The sequence below is a fragment of the Burkholderia sp. Bp9016 genome, from assembly GCF_003857765.1.
GTDB lineage: Bacteria > Pseudomonadota > Gammaproteobacteria > Burkholderiales > Burkholderiaceae > Burkholderia.
Genome location: NZ_QTPY01000004.1, coordinates 48,723 through 62,494, shown reverse-complemented (window position 1 = coordinate 62,494; position 13,772 = coordinate 48,723). Strand labels below are relative to the sequence as shown.

The 13,772-nt window shown below is 62.8% G+C and carries 11 protein-coding genes, 1 tRNA gene and 2 pseudogenes; 8 read left to right on the top strand and 6 right to left on the bottom strand.

Annotated elements, in window-relative coordinates; all coding sequences use genetic code 11:
* Nucleotides 1–130 precede the first annotated feature (130 nt).
* The 7 genes from fdnG (at nucleotide 131) to DIE13_RS06370 (ending at nucleotide 9,363) form a co-directional block, all read left to right on the top strand.
* A complete protein-coding gene (gene fdnG / locus DIE13_RS06400) occupies nucleotides 131–3,202 on the top strand; it encodes a formate dehydrogenase-N subunit alpha (protein ID WP_148094082.1) in 3,072 nt (1,023 codons plus the stop codon).
* Nucleotides 3,203–3,212: 10 nt separating this feature from the next.
* Nucleotides 3,213–4,127: a formate dehydrogenase subunit beta gene (fdxH, locus tag DIE13_RS06395; RefSeq protein WP_124826361.1), complete on the top strand. Its 915-nt coding sequence runs from the start codon at nucleotides 3,213–3,215 to the stop codon at nucleotides 4,125–4,127.
* Nucleotides 4,124–4,750 carry a formate dehydrogenase subunit gamma gene (locus DIE13_RS06390; protein ID WP_124826360.1) on the top strand — a complete coding sequence of 209 codons (627 nt, stop codon included), beginning with the start codon at nucleotides 4,124–4,126 and terminating at the stop codon, nucleotides 4,748–4,750. Before fdxH ends, DIE13_RS06390 begins: the two co-directional genes overlap by 4 nt.
* 106 nt (nucleotides 4,751–4,856) lie before the next feature.
* Entirely contained in the window at nucleotides 4,857–5,792 is a 936-nt protein-coding gene (gene fdhE / locus DIE13_RS06385; RefSeq protein ID WP_175751643.1) for a formate dehydrogenase accessory protein FdhE, read from the top strand.
* A gap of 75 nt (nucleotides 5,793–5,867) precedes the next feature.
* Nucleotides 5,868–7,307 carry an L-seryl-tRNA(Sec) selenium transferase gene (gene selA, locus DIE13_RS06380; protein ID WP_124826358.1) on the top strand — a complete coding sequence of 480 codons (1,440 nt, stop codon included), beginning with the start codon at nucleotides 5,868–5,870 and terminating at the stop codon, nucleotides 7,305–7,307.
* Nucleotides 7,304–9,229 (top strand): selenocysteine-specific translation elongation factor, encoded by a 1,926-nt coding sequence (gene selB, locus DIE13_RS06375; RefSeq protein ID WP_124826357.1) that lies wholly within the window; start codon nucleotides 7,304–7,306, stop codon nucleotides 9,227–9,229. Before selA ends, selB begins: the two co-directional genes overlap by 4 nt.
* A gap of 38 nt (nucleotides 9,230–9,267) precedes the next feature.
* Nucleotides 9,268–9,363: transfer RNA gene (locus tag DIE13_RS06370), tRNA-Sec, on the top strand.
* A gap of 8 nt (nucleotides 9,364–9,371) precedes the next feature.
* Here the strand turns inward: DIE13_RS06370 and DIE13_RS33335 are convergent.
* From DIE13_RS33335 to DIE13_RS33675, 6 genes and pseudogenes are all read right to left on the bottom strand, one after another.
* Nucleotides 9,372–9,566 carry a hypothetical protein gene (locus DIE13_RS33335; RefSeq protein WP_233410085.1) on the bottom strand — a complete coding sequence of 65 codons (195 nt, stop codon included), beginning with the start codon at nucleotides 9,564–9,566 and terminating at the stop codon, nucleotides 9,372–9,374.
* 351 nt (nucleotides 9,567–9,917) lie between these two features.
* On the bottom strand, nucleotides 9,918–10,181 hold the full coding sequence (locus DIE13_RS06360; protein ID WP_124826356.1) for a hypothetical protein: 264 nt from the start codon (nucleotides 10,179–10,181) through the stop codon (nucleotides 9,918–9,920).
* A gap of 47 nt (nucleotides 10,182–10,228) precedes the next feature.
* Nucleotides 10,229–11,536 (bottom strand): VWA domain-containing protein, encoded by a 1,308-nt coding sequence (locus DIE13_RS06355; RefSeq protein WP_124826355.1) that lies wholly within the window; start codon nucleotides 11,534–11,536, stop codon nucleotides 10,229–10,231.
* A gap of 31 nt (nucleotides 11,537–11,567) precedes the next feature.
* Entirely contained in the window at nucleotides 11,568–12,017 is a 450-nt protein-coding gene (locus DIE13_RS06350; RefSeq protein WP_124826354.1) for a TadE/TadG family type IV pilus assembly protein, read from the bottom strand.
* Between the two features lie 20 nt (nucleotides 12,018–12,037).
* Complete coding sequence (locus DIE13_RS06345; RefSeq protein ID WP_175751639.1) at nucleotides 12,038–12,490, bottom strand: TadE/TadG family type IV pilus assembly protein; 453 nt, start codon at nucleotides 12,488–12,490, stop codon at nucleotides 12,038–12,040.
* Nucleotides 12,491–13,135: 645 nt separating this feature from the next.
* Nucleotides 13,136–13,470, bottom strand: a pseudogene (locus DIE13_RS33675) (helix-turn-helix domain-containing protein).
* A 30-nt stretch (nucleotides 13,471–13,500) separates the two neighbouring features.
* On the opposite strand from DIE13_RS33675, the pseudogene DIE13_RS06335 reads away from it, so the two are divergent.
* Nucleotides 13,501–13,749, top strand: a pseudogene (locus DIE13_RS06335) (glycoside hydrolase family protein); the annotation flags it as partial.
* Nucleotides 13,750–13,772: the final 23 nt, after the last annotated feature.

The window sequence follows — 13,772 nt, the reverse complement described above, 5'->3', positions numbered from 1 at the left end:
GTGGTGTGCTGACCGCGGGATATTGGCGGATCAGACAAATCAGTATTGATCCGAAGATTCCATCATAGTTGCGTTGGCTGTCTATAATCCTTTCAGTTGCTCCCAACCCCACAAAACCGCCGAGACCATCATGCTACAAATGTCCCGGCGCCAGTTCCTGAAGGTGACGGCCACGTCGCTTGCCGGATCGAGTCTCGCCCTGATGGGCTTTTCTCCGACGGAAGCGCTTGCCGAAGTCCGACAGTACAAGCTGGCGCGCACCACCGAAACGCGCAACACCTGTCCATACTGTTCAGTGGGTTGCGGCATCCTGATGTACGGCCTTGGCGACGGCGCGAAGAATGCGCAGCCGAGCATCATCCACATCGAAGGCGATCCCGATCACCCCGTCAATCGCGGCACGCTGTGCCCGAAGGGCGCGAGCCTGATCGACTTCATCCACAGCCCGAACCGCCTGACGCACCCCGAGTATCGCGCGCCCGGTTCGGACAAGTGGGAGCCGATCTCGTGGAATGACGCGCTCGACCGGATCGCGAAGCTGATGAAGGCCGACCGCGACGCGAACTTCGTCGAGACGGCCGAAGACGGCGCGAAGGTCAATCGCTGGCTCACGACCGGCATGCTGGCCGCGTCGGCGGGCAGCAACGAAGTCGGTTACCTGACGCACAAGGCTGTCCGCAGCCTCGGGATGCTCGCATTCGACAATCAGGCGCGTGTCTGACATGGCCCGACGGTGGCAGGTCTTGCCCCGACGTTTGGCCGTGGAGCGATGACGAACCATTGGGTCGACATCAAGAACGCGGACGTGATTCTCGTGATGGGCGGCAATGCAGCCGAGGCCCATCCATGCGGTTTCAAGTGGGTAACGGAGGCGAAGGCGCACCGCAAGGCGCGGCTGATCGTCGTCGACCCGCGCTTTACGCGTACGGCCTCGGTGGCCGACTACTACGCGCCGATTCGCACCGGCACCGACATCGTCTTCCTGGGCGGCGTCATCAACTATCTGCTGACGCACGACAAGATCCAGCATGAGTACGTGAAGAACTACACGGACTTCTCGTTCATCGTGCGCGAGGACTTCGCGTTCAACGACGGCATCTATTCCGGCTACGACGCGGAGAAACACGCGTATCCGGACAAATCGAGCTGGGACTACGAGCTCGGCGACGACGGCTTCGCGAAGGTCGACCCGACGCTGCAGCATCCGCGCTGCGTCTACAACCTGCTCAAGAAACACTACGCGCGCTATACGCCGGACCTGGTCCAGCAAGTCTGCGGCACGCCGAACGAGAAATTCCTGAAGGTGTGCGAGATGCTCGCGACGACGGCCGTGCCCGGCCGCGCCGGCACGGTGCTGTACGCGCTCGGCTGGACGCACCACTCGATCGGCGCGCAGATCATTCGCACCGGCGCGATGGTGCAGTTGCTGCTCGGCAACATCGGCATCGCCGGCGGCGGGATGAACGCGCTGCGCGGCCACTCGAACATCCAGGGGCTGACCGACCTCGGGCTGATGTCGAACCTGCTGCCGGGCTACATGACGCTGCCGATGCAGGCCGAGCAGGACTTCGACGCGTACATCAAGAAGCGCGCGCAGCAGCCGCTGCGTCCGAACCAGCTGAGCTACTGGAAGAACTACAAGGCGTTCCACGTCAGCTTCATGAAGTCGTGGTGGGGCGATGCGGCGACCGCCGAGAACAACTGGGGCTACGACTACCTGCCGAAGCTGGACAAGCAGTACGACCTGCTGCAGGCGATCGAGCTGATGAATGCCGGCAAGATGAACGGCTACATCTGCCAGGGCTTCAACCCGCTCGCGGCGGCGCCGTCGAAGGTGAAGACGGCCGCGGGCCTCGCGAAGCTGAAGTGGCTCGTGATCATGGATCCGCTCGCGACCGAGACGTCCGAGTTCTGGAAGCATCACGGCGACTTCAACGACGTCGATGCGTCGAAGGTCCAGACCGAAGTGTTCCGCCTGCCGACCACGTGCTTCGCGGAGGAGGACGGCTCGCTCGTGAGTTCGAGCCGCGTGCTGCAATGGCACTGGAAGGGCGCGGAGCCGCCGGGCGAGGCAAGGAGCGATCTCGAGATCATGGCGGGGCTGTTCCTGCGCATGCGCAAGATGTATCAGGCAGAGGGCGGCAAGTATCCCGATCCGATCCTGAACCTGACCTGGCCGTATGCGAACCCGGAAAGCCCGACGCCCGAAGAACTCGCGATGGAGTTCAACGGGCGCGCGCTCGCCGACCTGACCGATCCGAAGGATCCGGCCAAGGTGCTCGTGAAGAAGGGCGAGCAGCTTGCCGCCTTCGCGCAACTGAAGGACGACGGCACGACCGCGAGCGGCTGCTGGATCTTCTGCGGTGCGTGGACGCAGGCCGGCAACCAGATGGGGCGGCGCGACAACGCCGACCCGACCGGCATCGGTCAGACGCTGAACTGGGCGTGGGCATGGCCCGCGAACCGGCGGATCCTGTACAACCGCGCGTCGTGCGACGTGAGCGGCAAGCCGTTCGACCCGACCCGCAAGCTGATCGGCTGGAACGGCAGCGCGTGGAAAGGGGCCGACGTGCCGGATTTCAAGGCGGACGAACCGCCCGAGAACGGGATGAATCCGTTCATCATGAACCCGGAAGGCGTCGCGCGCTTCTTCGCGCGTGCAGCGATGAACGAAGGTCCGTTCCCCGAGCACTACGAGCCGTTCGAGACGCCGCTCGCCGCGAACCCGCTGCACCCTGACAACCCTCTGGCGCTGAACAATCCGGCGGCCCGCGTGTTCGCGGACGACCGCGCGTCGTTCGGCAAGGTGTCCGAGTTCCCGCACGTCGCGACGACTTACCGGCTCACCGAGCATTTCCACTACTGGACCAAGCATGCGCGGCTGAACTCGATCATCCAGCCCGAGCAATTCGTCGAGATCGGCGAAGAACTCGCGAAGGAAGTCGGCGTCGCGCACGGCGAGCGCGTGAAGGTGTCGTCCAAGCGCGGCTACATCATCGCGGTCGCCCTCGTCACGAAGCGGATCAAACCGCTGACGATCGAAGGCAAGACGGTCCAGACGGTCGGCGTCCCGTTGCACTGGGGCTTCAAGGGTCTCGCGAAGCCCGGCTATCTCGCCAATACCCTGACTCCGTCCGTCGGCGACGGCAACTCGTACACACCGGAATTCAAGTCGTTCCTGGTGAAGGTCGAAAAGGCGTAAGGGGGAAGAGATGGCATTGCAATCGCTGGATATCAAGCGCGTCTCCGCCACCACGACGCCGCCGCCCACGGTGCGCGAACCGGTGACCGGGAGCGTCGCGAAGCTGATCGACGTATCGAAGTGCATCGGCTGCAAGGCATGCCAGACGGCATGCATGGAGTGGAACGACCTGCGCGACGAGATCGGCACGAACGTCGGCGTGTACGACAACCCGGCCGACCTGACCGAGCACTCGTGGACGGTGATGCGGTTCTCCGAATACGAGAACCCGGCGGGCGACCTCGAATGGCTGATCCGCAAGGACGGCTGCATGCACTGCGAGGATCCGGGCTGCCTGAAGGCATGCCCGTCGCCGGGCGCGATCGTGCAGTACAACAACGGGATCGTGGATTTCCACGAGGAGAACTGCATCGGTTGCGGCTATTGCGTGACCGGCTGTCCGTTCAACGTGCCGCGGATCTCGAAGAAGGATCATCGCGCGTACAAGTGCACGCTCTGTTCCGACCGCGTCGCGGTCGGCCAGGAGCCGGCCTGCGTGAAGACCTGCCCGACGGGCGCGATCGTGTTCGGCACCAAGGAGGACATGAAGCAGCACGCGGCCGAGCGGATCGAGGACCTGAAGGAGCGCGGTTTTGAGCATGCGGGGCTGTACGATCCGCAGGGCGTCGGCGGTACGCACGTGATGTACGTGCTGCACCACGCCGACAAGCCGTCGCTGTATCACGGCCTGCCCGACAATCCGTCGATCAGCCCGATGGTGAAGCTGTGGAAGGGGATCGCGAAGCCGCTGGCGGTCGCCGGCCTCGCGCTGACCGCGCTGGCCGGGTTCTTCCACTACACGCGGGTCGGTCCGAACGAGGTCAGCGACGAGGAAGAAGCCGCCGCCCGCGACGAGGCGCGACGCATCAAGGAGGACGGAAAATGAAACACGACGACCCGAACCTGATCGTTCGCTACACGCCGAACGAGCGCACGAACCACTGGATCACCGCGATCACGTTCGTGCTGCTTGCGCTGTCCGGGCTCGCGCTGTTCCACCCGTCGATGTTCTGGCTCACCGCGCTGTTCGGCGGCGGCCAGTGGACGCGGATCCTGCATCCGTTCGTCGGTCTGGTGATGTTCGTGTCGTTCGCGATTCTCGTGGTGCGGTTCTGGCACCACAACGCGCTCGACGCGGACGATCGTCAATGGCTGAAGCAGATCGGCGACGTGCTGACCAACCAGGAAGACAAGCTGCCGCCCGTCGGCCGGTATAACGCCGGACAGAAGCTGCTATTCTTCACGCTGGTGGCGTGCCTGCTGCTGCTCCTGCTGTCCGGGCTCGTGATCTGGCGGCGCTACTTCTCGTTCTATTTTCCGATCGAGGTGATCCGTGCGGCGGCCGTCGTGCATGCAGTGGCGGCGTTCGTGCTGATCGCAAGCATCATCGTGCACATTTACGCGGCGTTGTGGGTGAAGGGCTCGATCGGTGCGATGGTGCGCGGCACCGTCACGCTGGGCTGGGCACGCAAGCATCACCCGAAGTGGTTCCGTGAAAGCGTGAAGTAGCGCACCGGAGCGGGGCGGCTCGCCATCGCGGCGTACCGTTCCGGCACCGTCGGAATCGCCTGAAAAGCGCCGATCCGTCGGCGCTTGTTTTTTGGAAGACATATTTGTGACACAACGCATTCTCGAACCGACCGAGATCTCGGCGCTCGATCATTCCGCCATTCCCCGCTTTCGCCTGCCGGAGCGCGGCACCGCATTCGCGGCGCGCGCCACGCGGCTGCGCAAGCTTGCCGACCTGAACCCGATCAGCGGCTACCTGCGGCTGATGGCCACCGTCGCCGACGCGCAGCACGCGACGCTGCAGCAGTTGAACCTGCCGCTGCCGTCGCCGGAAGCGATCGCACGCGCGCAGCAGCATTCGATGCCGCTCGTGCCCGCGCTCGACGGCGAGCGCGACCCGCGGTGGCGGGCCGTGCTGTATGAACTGCTCGACCGCGTCGAAAGCGCCGGGCTCGTCAATCCGTCGCTCGCGAAGCTGCTCGACCGGCTGCGCCTGATGTCGCCAGCCGAACTCGACGCGCAGGCCGACGCGATCCTCGCGCTGCGCTTCGCCGAAGTCGACCCGGCCACCGCGCCGTTCCTGATGGCCGCGTTGCAGGTTGTGTGGACCGATCTCGCCAGCCGCGTCGCACCGGCCGATATTCCGTATCTCGACCAGCCGGGGCTGTGCCCGGTATGCGGCTCGCATCCGGTCGCGAGCGTCGTGCGCGTCGGCGGCCAGTTCCAGGGCTACCGTTTCCTGCAGTGCGGGCTCTGCACGACCGAGTGGCATATGGTGCGCACGAAATGTTCGCACTGCGACTCGACGAAAGGCATCGCCTATCACGGAATCGAGGGCGGCAGCGAAGCCGTCAAGGCCGAGTCGTGCGACGAGTGCAAGACCTATCGCAAGATCGGCTACCAGGAAAAGGACTACGAGTTCGAGCCGCTGGCGGACGATCTCGCAAGCCTCACGCTCGATCTGCTGATGAACGAAGCGGGCTACCAGCGCAGTTCGCCGAACCCGCTGCTGTGGCCGGACATGTCGCGCGAAGCGGACTGACGGCGGCCAGCCGGGGCGGGCGCGCAAGCCCCGGCCCCGTTTGCCTGCCGCGCATCGAAATGGAGCCACGACCACGTGACCGAACCGGGTTTGAATGAACTGAATACCGTCCTCGCGCGCGTGCCGTCGGTCGAGCGCGTGTTGTCGTCGGCGCCGCTGCAACCGTTGCTCGCCGACTACGGCCGCACCCGCGTGCTGAACGCGGTGCGCACCGAACTCGAGCGCTGGCGTGCCGCCGCGCAGCATGATCCGTCGTCGGCCGAGCCGCTCGACGAGCCGCACATCGCGGCGGCCGTCGCCCGCACGCTGGCCGCGCAGAGCGCGGGCGCCGTGCGCGCGGTGTTCAACCTGACCGGCACCGTGCTGCATACCAATCTCGGGCGCGCGCTGCTGCCCGACGATGCAGTGAACGCGGTGGTCGCCGCACTCACGCAACCCGTGAACCTCGAATTCGATCTCGGTACCGGCCGCCGCGGCGACCGCGACGACCTGATCGACGATCTGCTGTGCGAACTGACGGGCGCGGAAGCAGCAACCGTCGTCAACAACAATGCGGCGGCAGTGTTTCTGACCCTGTCCGCGCTTGCGCAGAAACGCGAAGTGATCGTGTCGCGCGGCGAACTCGTCGAGATCGGCGGCGCATTCCGCATTCCCGACATCATGAGCCGCGCGGGTGCGAAGCTGCACGAGGTCGGCACGACCAACCGCACGCATCTGCGCGACTATGCGGACGCGATCGGCCCGCGTACGGCGCTGCTGATGAAGGTGCACTGCAGCAACTATGCGATCAGCGGCTTCACGAAGGAGGTGACGCTCGCCGAACTCGCGCCGCTCGCGCGCGAGCACGGGCTGCCGGTGGCGGTCGACCTCGGCAGCGGCACGCTCGCCGACCTGTCGCAATGGGGCTTGCCGCACGAGACGACCGTGCAGGAAACCGTTGCGGCCGGCGCGAACCTCGTCACGTTCAGCGGCGACAAGCTGCTCGGCGGTCCGCAGGCCGGCCTGATCGCCGGCGATCGCGCGCTCGTCGCGAAAATCAAGAAACATCCGCTCAAGCGCGCGCTGCGCGTCGGCAAGCTGACGCTCGCCGCGCTCGAACCCGTGCTGCGGCTCTATCAGGCGCCGGAATTCCTGCGCGAACGGCTCACGACGCTGCGGCTGCTGACGCGGCCGCAGCACGACATCGCCGAAGCAGCCGAGCGCGTGCGCCCGGTATTGCAGGCCGCGCTCGGCAGCGGTTTCGACGTGCGCATCGAACCGATGTTCAGCCAGATCGGCAGCGGCGCGCTGCCGGTCGACCAGTTGCCTAGCGCCGGGCTCGTCGTGCGCACGCCGGACGGCAAGCGCAGCGGCCGCGCACTCGCGCAGCTCGAGAAGCGGTTGCGCGAATGGCCGCACCCGGTGATCGGCCGCGTCGCCGACAACGCACTGCGGCTCGATTTGCGCTGTCTCGAGGCCGCGGACGAAGCGGCATTCGTCGCGCAATGCGCGCTGATCGCGGGACCGGTTGCATGATCGTCGGTACCGCAGGACATATCGACCACGGCAAGACGACGCTCGTGCGGGCGCTGACGGGTGTCGACACCGACCGGTTGAAGGAAGAGAAGGCGCGCGGTATCTCGATCGAGCTCGGCTATGCGTATGCGCCGCTCGAGAACGGCGACGTGCTGGGCCTGATCGACGTGCCGGGCCACGAGAAGCTGATTCATACGATGGCGGCCGGCGCGAGCGGAATCGACTTCGCGCTGCTCGTGATCGCTGCCGACGACGGTGTGATGCCGCAAACGCGCGAGCATCTCGCGATTCTGCAACTGCTCGGCGTCACGCACGGTGTGGTCGCACTGACGAAGTGCGATCGCGTCGATGCCGCACGCCTGTCGGCCGTGCGCGACGAGATCGCGGCGTGGCTGCACGGCTCGACGCTCGATGGCGCACCGATCTTCGAAACCTGCGCGACGCGCGTGGACGATCCTGGCGTCGCCGCGTTGAAGCGACACCTCGCCGATGCGGCGCTCGCGTGGCGCGCGCGCCGCGACGACGGCCTGTTCCGGCTCGCGGTCGATCGCGTGTTCACGCTCGCCGGGCAGGGGACCGTCGTGACGGGCACCGCATTCGCGGGCCGCGTGGCGACCGGCGACACGCTCGTGGTCGTCCGCACCGGCGACGCGGCACGCGTGCGCAGCATCCATGCGCAGAACCGGCCGGTCGAAGCGGGCCGCGCGGGCGAGCGTTGTGCGCTGAACCTGGCCGGCGTCGACAAGGCGGACGTCGAGCGCGGCGATACCGTCGCGGACGCGCGGCTCGCCGCGACGTCGCTGCGGCTGGACGTCGAACTGACGCTGCTGGCCGATGCGGGGCTGACGCTGACGCACTGGGCGCCGCTGCACGTGCATCTCGGCACGCTGCATCGCGTCGCGCACCTCGCGCTGCTCGACGACGATACGCTCGCGGCCGGCCAGAAGATGCGTGTGCAACTCGTGTTCGACGAACCGGTATTCGCGCTGCCGGGCGATAGATTCATCGTGCGCAACCCGCAAGCGACGCGTACCGTCGGCGGCGGCCGTGTGCTCGATCCGTTCGGACCAGCGCGCAAGCGGCGCACGCCTGCGCGCCGCGCATGGCTCGACGCGCTGGCCGTGTGGCTCGACGAAGGGCGGCTCGATGCGCTGCTCGCGCAGGCGCCGCTCGGCATTGCCCGCACGATGCTCACGCATCTGACGGGGTTCGCGCCGGAGGCGCTCGTGCTGCCGGACGATGCGCTGGCGATCGGCCAGCGCAATGCGGCGTCGAACGACGGCACGGTGATGGCGCGCACGCACTGGCATGCGTTGCAGGCACGGGCGATCGACACGCTGCGCGTGTATCACGAGCGGATGCCGGACGAGCAGGGGATCGATGCGGCACGTCTGCGACGGATGGCGGCGCCGGTCGTCGACGAGGCGCTGTGGCGCTCACTCGTCGATGCGCTGGTGGCGGGCGGGGACGTCGTGCGAAGCGGGCCGTGGCTGCATCTGCCGTCGCATTCGGTGAGCTTCGACGCACGCGAGGAGGCGCTGGCGCGGCAACTGCTGCCGCTGCTTCATGCGGGGCGTTTCGATCCGCCGTGGGTACGCGATCTGGCGCACGACACGGGCGCGGCCGAGGACGCCGTGCGCACGCTGCTGCGCAAGCTCGCGCGGCGCGGCGATGTGCATCAGATCGTGCGCGACCTGTTCTATCACACGGACGTCGTGCGCGAACTGGCCGGGCTGGTTGCGCATCTCGCGCCGACGCGCGGCGGCGGGCTCGATGCCGCGACGTTTCGTGACGCGACCGGGCTCGGCCGCAAGCGGGCGATCCAGATTCTCGAGTTCTTCGATCGGGTTGGGTATACTCGCTTCCACCGCGATCTTCACTTCCTGCGGCCTGACAGCGGTTGGGCGGGTATTCAGGCGTAGGCGCTCGTCGTTCTTCTCGCTCTTTTGTTTTTCCCCACGGAAGGCATTCGTATCCGGTGGTACGGCCGGACTTCAAATCCGGTTGGGGGTGTCAGACACTCCCGGGTAGGTTCGACTCCTGCTGCCTTCCGCCACAAGGGTTTCAAGCGATTTCGACGTTCCGCGTGGAATGTCTGTTGCGCCTGAGGTGTGGGTTTTTCTGCCGGATGATCGTTTCGAGCTTGCCTATCTTGTGGGCGTATTTGATCGCGGCCCGGAGATAGCCGGGCGTGTTGTGAATCGTTCCATCGGCACTCTGCTTCTTCGGATGCTCCTGGCGATCAACGCTCGAGCGCATCTTGATCTTCGTATTCGGCCGCATACTTCGTCATAATTTGCAGGCGTGCCTTCCGATCCTTCCATTCGGCACCTTCATCAGTGACGTGAATCCGGACGCACTCGCCAATTGTGACGATTGGCTTACCCAGCATAAAGTGTGTAAGGCTAGATCAGGTCTCTCTATCGGCGCTACCTCGTCAAGGGCTGCAGCCGCTCGGTTTTTTTACTCTGTTCGAATTGCTGGATTCTAGTGCCATCCGTGCAAAACGAGTCATGCGCCTACCCGATCACGATGCCGATCTCATACGACATATTCGTTGGCTGGCAATAGCGGCGCAGGCGTGTATCCGGAATTAAAGATCCTGGAGATTCAATTGCGATGGCGCAGGTATAGCGTTACAACTGGCAAAATTCCGTAGACCATACAGAAAAGTGCCGAAAAAATTCCTGCCATCACCATGCCATGAAGCAGTGCCGATCTCTTTCTCGCCGTTTTGCTGCCAAATGGATCTTCGGAGCCACACATTCGACAACGAATTGAGCCAATCCTAAGCGAGCCGGCGCAATGAATGCAGTTTTTTGTGAGTTCGGCGGGTTCACTCTGCTCGCCAAACCTGGATGGAGTATTGTCCATTTAATAAACCTTTCGATTATTTTCGATGTCATCAATTTTTCATGATTTTATGTGGCAGATGCTGGAATTAGACGCGGTTTCGTAAGGCTGTAAGAAATGGTGCTGAAAATTGATTTAAGGTTGGCAGTGCCTCCATTGGAGCCGGAGCAGGTGTCGGAATAAAAATAAGCTGGGCCGCTGGCAATTGATTTCATCGTTGCGCATGGCGACAAAGGATCGCTTCCATCACTGCAGGTAGACGACGCGCTACCGCCACCGATATATGCCACGGTATATATAAGTGTTCCTGCTCCCTTTGCTGTGGCTGCAGTGTTTATTGCTGCCTGGCATTCTGTTCCATAGTTTGACTTATACGTAGAGCCAAGTTGCGTTTGGCTTGACGATGCATCGCCGTCGCTTAATAGAATGATGACGTTTTGACCGGGTGGGAGCTGTGTCGAGGATAGAGTCTGTAACGACTGCTGTGCAGCGGCAATCGCCTGAGCATAGTAAGTTCCCAGTCCGCCAGGGGCAGCGAGTCCGCTACATGAACCGCCGCCAAGGGCTTGGACCAGCCCGGAACTTGTGTTGGCCTGGCCACTGCTCCCCAGGAATCCCGTGCCCAGCTTGCTGTATTGGTAACCGGCGCTTGCCGCCGCAGAATAGCTTCCCGCAATGCTGGGGGCACTACTGCCGCATGAGAAAGAGTAGTTGGAGGACATGGGAGGGAACGCCATCAGCCCCACGTTGTCTCCAGCATTTGTTAGCGTCTCAATAAGCTGCAAGGCTGCGGCTTTTGCGCATGCGAGACGCGTTTGCACGACTCCCGCCGAATTCTTGCAATTGCTGTCATTGGTGTTCATCGACGCAGTCGTGTCGAGGATGATCATCACGTTGTACTGAGCGGGGCCACCTGCACCACCGGCTGCCGCGGTCGATGTTGCGGAGACGGTCGTCGCCTTGACACCGAACACGCTCGCAAAGAACGACGTGACGCTCGCTTTCTGTGTTACCTGAATGCCGTTATAACCGGACAGGGCCTGTTTGTAAGGAAGCTGAATGCTTGTCAGCGTTAGTCCGGTCACGGACGTTGAGTTGACGGTCGCGCCTCCCGGAAGTTGGTTGGCCTGGCCTGCTGAGTATGCGACTGCGTCGTTATATGCCGTATTCCACGGCTGACTCCAGAGATCCGCCGCACCTGCGAGTGCCGCCGCGTCAGTGGCCGCCTGCAAGCGCCGTTGTGTGTAGATCAAGTAACCGACATCGACGCAAATTGCGGCGAAACCCAGAATGGCGACCATTGATGCTGCAACAATGATGATGACTGCACCGCGCTGATGGCGCATTGCCCTGTCAAGAGGCTTTGAAGTATTCACTCTTCCCACCTTTCTCTCTGTTGGTTCACAGTCATTGCACGCGTGCGGTAACAGTCGCAGCTAATTGCGATGGCATCATGGATTTCAGGTTGAGATAATTTCCGGGCACAACAGGATTAAAGCCAGAGTAAATTACGCTAACTTTGACAGGCACGTTGACTGCGGCACTCGATGCCGGCGCCAGATCGGACGCACAACCCGCGTCGTCTACACATGCAACACCGTTGACGGATGTAGAAATCGTGATGCTACTCTGGTTGAGAAATGAAGCAGCCGCCTTTGCTTGAGATAACGTCGTAGTGTACGGAGTGGTGGTGCCTCTCTGCGAAGCGAACGTTCGCGCAGCGGATGATGCAGCATTACCCACTGCTATGGAGTTGGCGAGGAGCCAGCCAAACTGTGCAATACCCAGGAGAATGAAAAGGATAACGGGCATCGTCACGGCCATTTCAATTGAAGCCGACCCCTTTTGCGATTTCATGATGCTCGCCCCCCGTAAAATTACTGAGCTACTTCAGTCATTGTCGATGTAATGTTTTTTGGCATGATGCTGCCCAATGAGCCCCAGGATCCAGAATACAATGGATTGAATACATGCCCGATTGTTACTGTCACAGTTGAGCCGGCCGCCAAGGAATTAGCCATTGTTCCTAGCGCGGTTTGGCATGCGGAATCCGATGTGCAAGACACCCCGTTTACGGAAGTTGAAATACTAATTCCGGTCCGGATTGGCCCAAGCGCATTTGTGACACTGGAAACCGTATCGGAGTACGGGGTAGAGAATCCGCGCTCGGAGGCAAATTGATGTGCCCCGACCGACGCCGCGTGCGTCACGATAATGAAATTGAAAATCAGCCACGAGAACTGTGCGATGCCAAGAAGTATCAGCAACAGAACCGGAAGCAAAAATGAAAACTCTACCGTCGCGACTCCTCGCTGTGCTTTCTTCTGCATGACGGTCCCCGTATGACGTTTGAAGGTGATGCGTGGCTTCGTTGACCACATTCACACCCATCAGTTACAGCTAGGCCATCGGTCCAATGCCAGATTCGTGCCAATGCGCGCCTCTTAAGGAAAGGCGACGCTTCCTTGTTGTGTGGAGCTGACCACGGGCTTGCCTTGTTTCATGTCTGAAACGCGCATTCCACAAAGGATTTGCCCTGGAGGCTGCTGACGGAAAGGAGCGGCGATACGCCAAGAGCCGGCCTGTGACCGGACTCGCAGGGTTGATATCCAATTTGATAGGCTTTGCGCACACCGCAGGATGACCCGATGCACCGGGAGTATCGCGACGTGGCCAGCAAAAAATCCGTATCCAGCTAGGCTCGATGTTTCAACGCTGAAACGTTGGTGGCTTGCCGGCGATTCATGTTTCCAGGTCGACGGTCCGTTCCAGGCGGAACCGAGTCAGTCGCTCTGACGCTGTCTGTTTGGTCTGGTGCAAACTGATAGCCGGTCGGGATTTTTCCGTTTACGCGCCCGGAATTGATATGGCCGTCTTGATGTTTCGTCACCGTCCGCGCCGGGTGCGCGCAGCCGTAGCAGTGATCGCGCTCATGCGGTTGCATTACGCAGACCGGGGCGACGAGCGACACCGCGTTACGGCTGCGCAGGCGGCTCGATCAGGTCGTCAACCGGCACGGAGAGCGCGCTGGCGACCTTCGACAGCACGTCGATAGTGCCGACGCGCTGACGCGTTTCGATCTGGCTGAGATACGGTTTGCTGATGCCCGCCGCTGCGGCGAGCGCATCGTGCGTCATACGCAGATGATTGCGCCAGCACGAACGGGATGATCGCCAGCCTGTTCCGCGTCAAGTACGGTGGCCGGGATGCGGTGGCCGTCGTCGCTTGCCTTTGCGTGTGCATAAAGTGCTTCGTCTCCGAGGTCTTCGAGTCGGTCCTTCACGCGGTCCCACAGTTCGATGGGGATCACCGCAAAGGCGCGGCAGTCCTTGTTTTTTCTATGGTCCCGAAGTTTGAAGGGGAGGTGCCGGTCGCCAGGCCGGACCCGATCGGTATCGTCACGGGATGCTGCGGGGATACGAAGAACGTGAAGCTCAACCGACGCTTCACGCATGACGAATGCCTTGCTCGACTGGAGCAACGCCTCATCGAACATGCGGAGCCGGTGCTGAAGTGCACGCCGGGTCTGAAAGGGCATCCGAGTCAGGTCGCGGCCGTGGTGAGCTTTGCATACAACATCGGGGCAGGTCAGCGACACACCCCGCTGCGACC